Source organism: Nocardioides guangzhouensis, from assembly GCF_004519545.1.
Classification (GTDB): domain Bacteria; phylum Actinomycetota; class Actinomycetes; order Propionibacteriales; family Nocardioidaceae; genus Nocardioides; species Nocardioides guangzhouensis.
This window is the reverse complement of record NZ_SDKM01000093.1, coordinates 1-3,364: the sequence shown is the minus strand read 5'-3', so window position 1 is coordinate 3,364 and position 3,364 is coordinate 1. Positions and strand designations below refer to the sequence as shown.

Here is a 3,364-nt window from a genome sequence, read left to right as displayed (position 1 = left end):
GCGAGCGCCAGCGAGCGTCTCGAAACCAGGGGGCATGTGCGTGCGACCCGGTTGCATCATGGAGGGCGTGAAGGGGCTGCTCCTCGACCTCGACGGCGTCGTCCACGTCGGCGACGCGCCGGTGCCGGGAGCCGCGGACGCGGTGGCGTGGCTGCGCCGGGAGGGGGTGCCGCACCTCTTCCTCACCAACACCACCTCACGGCCCCGGAGCGCGATCGTCGACCGGTTGCGCCGGATGGGCGTCGACGCGGACACCGACCGGGTGCTGACGCCGGCGGTCGCGGCGCTGGACTGGCTGCGCGCGCACGGGCGCCGCCGCCCGGCCCTGTTCGTGCCGGAGGCGACAGGGGCCGAGCTCGCCGACCTGGACCCGCTGCCGCCGGGCGCCACCGAGGGTGCCGAGGCCGTGGTGGTCGGCGACCTCGGCACCGGCTGGGACTTCCCGACCCTGAACCGGGCGTTCCGGCTGCTCGCCGCCGATCCGGACGTCCCGCTGGTGGCGCTCGGCCTGACCCGCTACTGGCGGGCCGAGGACGGGCTGCGGCTGGACGCCGGGCCGTACGTCCGCGCCCTGGAGTACGCCGTGGGGCGGGAGGCGGTCGTGCTCGGCAAGCCCGACCAGGCGTTCTACGCCGCCGCGACCGCCGCCCTCGGGCTCGCGCCGTACGACGTCGCGATGGTCGGCGACGACGTGCGCACCGACGTCGGGGGAGCGCAGCAGGCGGGGCTGGCCGGGGTCCTCGTGCGCACCGGGAAGTTCAGGGAGACGGACCTGGCCGGCGACGTCGTGCCCGACGCCGTGCTCGACTCGCTGGCCGACCTGCCCGCCTGGTGGTCAGGGGGACCGGTCAGGCGAAGCGGGCCGTGAGGGTGGTGCCGTCCGCCCCCCGGAGCACCACCCGCTCGACCTCGGACACCGGCCGGTCGATCGCAGTGCCCCACGACCCCGACCCGTTGCGGACCCAGCAGTCGCCGAGCCGCTGGACGCTCCCGTCCTGGGCGAGCAGGTGCACCCGGTAGGTGCCCGACGGGACGCCGTCGACGGTCACGAACAGCCACGACGGGTTGCCCTCGTACGCGAACACGGTGCCGGCCCGAGCGTCCGCACCGGCGAGCGTGACGGGCGCGGCCCGGAGGTAGCGGCCGTCGGCGGTCTGCAGGGTCTGGCGGTACTCCCCGGCGAGCCGGTGCTCGTCCCGGTCCACCAGCCGGGTCACCCCGGCCCCGGCGGACCCGACCAGCAGCACCGCGGCGGCCGCGAGCAGCGCCGTACGCCGACGGGCGCGGGCCGGCCGCCCGATCCCGGCCAGTACCCGCTGCTCGAACCCGACCGGGGGCTCGTGCTCGGGTCCGAGCAGCAGCAGCTCGTCGACGGTGCGGGCGGCCTCGTCCAGCTGCTCCCGGCACGCGGCGCACCCGGCGACGTGCGCGAGCGCCGCGGCGCGCTCGGGCCCCGGAGCGACGTCCAGGGCCAGCTCCGGGATCAGCTCGCGCACCTCGCGGCACTGCGGGCCGCCGGATCGCGGGATCTCAGCCATCGCGCACCTCCAGTCCCTCCCTCAGTCGTCGCAGCCCGCGCCGGACCCGGGTCTTCACGGTTCCGAGCGGGATCTCCTGCCGTACCGCGATCTCCCGCGCGGTCAGTCCCTGGAACGCCATCTGCACGATCGGGCGGGCCTGCTCCGGCGGCAGCCCGGCCAACAGCTCCCGCAGGGTGATCGCCGCCTCGGTGTCCGTCCCGGGCGGCGTACGGGGGGTCAGCACCGCCACCAGCACGTCGGGGTCCATCGGCTCCTCGTGCCGGTAGCGCACGGCGTCCACCGCGGTGTTCCGGGCGATCGTGAGCAGCCAGGTGGCGACCCGGCCGCGCCGGGCGTCGTACGTCGACGCGTGCTGCCAGGCCTTGAGGAACGTGTCCTGCGCGACCTCCTCGGCCACCGCCGGCGTGCCCACGACGGTGAGCGCGAGGCCGTAGACCCGGGCCTGGTAGCGACGGACGAACGCCGAGGCCGCGTCCTGGTCACCGGCCGTCATGCCGGCCAGCAGCGTCTCGTCGGACAGGGGTGCCACGACAGGTAGTACGGGCGGGGCCGCCGTCGGGATTTCCCGGAACCGGATGAATCCCGGAGGTGCCGGGGCGCCGTACTACCGGCGACAGGAACCCACCACCTCGCAAGGAGGATGACATGGTCACCACCACCTGGAGGGCCGCGGCCGCCGCGGTCGCCACGGTGCCCCTGCTCGGCCTGCTGGCCGCGTGCGGGGGCAGCTCGTCCGGGTCCGGCTCGCCGACGCTCGACATCACCTCACCCGCCAACGGCGCGCACGTCGGGTCGTCGTTCCCGGTCACCTGGCACTCCAGCGTCACGCTGGGGGCGCCGGACACCGGGCGGGACCACGTCCACGTGTTCGTGGACGGGCACGCGAACGACTACACGGTCGTCGGGGGCGACCAGTTCACGCTGAAGGGCCTGGCGCCGGGCAAGCACACCGTGGACGTGACGCTGCAGCACGCCGACCACTCCTCGGCCGGCGCCCAGGACCAGGTCTCGGTGACCGTGGGCCAGGGCGGCGGCACGAGCACGCCGAGCCCGTCCGCCTCGACCGGCTCCAGCGGCTCGACCGGCGGGTCCGGCGGCTATGGCTACTGACCGGGCCACCCGTCCCCGCCGGGATGTGGTCGAGCGCAACGGCCGTGCGGCCCGGTGGTTCCACGCCGGGGTGTACGTCGCCGTCCTGGTCCTGCTCGGCACAGGCCTGTGGCTGCTCGCGGGACGGGAGGGGCAGCCGTCGCCGCTGAGCCGGCTGGCGGGCGTGCCGGACACCCGGCTGCACGTCTGGGTCGGCTGGGCGTTCACGGGCCTGGTCGTCGGGGGGATGCTGCTGGCCGGCCCGGCGGCCGTCCGGTTCGTGCGCGACTCGCTGCGCTTCGACCGCGGCGACCTCGCGTGGTTCCGGACCTGGCCGGCGGCTCTCCTCACCGGCCGGTTCTCCCGGCACGAGGGCCGGTTCGACCCGGGCCAGCGGATCGCGCACGTCGGCCTGGTGCTGTCGCTGGTCTCGGTCACGTCGAGCGGCGTCGCGATGGCGCTGCTGCACGGCGGCCCGGCGTTCGTGTGGCTGGTCCCGCTGCACACCTGGTCGACGTACGTCCTGGTCTCGCTGGTGCTCGGGCACGTGCTGATCGCCTCCGGCGTGCTTCCGGGCTACCGCGGCGTCTGGCGCTCGATGCATCTCGGCGGCCGGCTCGACGCCCGCGACGCCCGGCGCCTCTGGCCCGGCTGGACCGAGCGCCACCACCCGTGATCCGCCGAGCGGCCGGCCCACCTCCGGTGGTCGAGGAGCGAGCGCCGGCCCCGCTGGT

The 3,364-nt window shown here is 75.7% G+C and carries 5 protein-coding genes; 3 read left to right on the top strand and 2 right to left on the bottom strand.

The window, feature by feature from the left end; all coding sequences use genetic code 11:
- On the top strand, nt 1–868 hold an 868-nt coding region (locus EKO23_RS24470), incomplete at its 5' end, for a TIGR01458 family HAD-type hydrolase (protein ID WP_217702804.1).
- Here EKO23_RS24470 and EKO23_RS24465 read toward each other — a convergent pair.
- Together EKO23_RS24465 and EKO23_RS24460 are read right to left on the bottom strand one after the other, a co-directional pair.
- On the bottom strand, nt 849–1,538 hold the full coding sequence (locus EKO23_RS24465) for an anti-sigma factor family protein (RefSeq protein WP_134721155.1): 690 nt from the start codon (nt 1,536–1,538) through the stop codon (nt 849–851). The genes EKO23_RS24470 and EKO23_RS24465 overlap by 20 nt on opposite strands.
- Nucleotides 1,531–2,070: an RNA polymerase sigma factor gene (locus tag EKO23_RS24460; RefSeq protein WP_246051302.1), complete on the bottom strand. Its 540-nt coding sequence runs from the start codon at nt 2,068–2,070 to the stop codon at nt 1,531–1,533. Before EKO23_RS24460 ends, EKO23_RS24465 begins: the two co-directional genes overlap by 8 nt.
- A 116-nt stretch (nt 2,071–2,186) precedes the next feature.
- On the opposite strand from EKO23_RS24460, the gene EKO23_RS24455 reads away from it, so the two are divergent.
- Nucleotides 2,187–2,651: a DUF6130 family protein gene (locus EKO23_RS24455; RefSeq protein WP_134721153.1), complete on the top strand. Its 465-nt coding sequence runs from the start codon at nt 2,187–2,189 to the stop codon at nt 2,649–2,651.
- Nucleotides 2,641–3,306: a cytochrome b/b6 domain-containing protein gene (locus EKO23_RS24450; RefSeq protein WP_134721151.1), complete on the top strand. Its 666-nt coding sequence runs from the start codon at nt 2,641–2,643 to the stop codon at nt 3,304–3,306. The genes EKO23_RS24455 and EKO23_RS24450 overlap by 11 nt, the downstream gene beginning before the upstream one ends.
- Nucleotides 3,307–3,364: the final 58 nt, after the last annotated feature.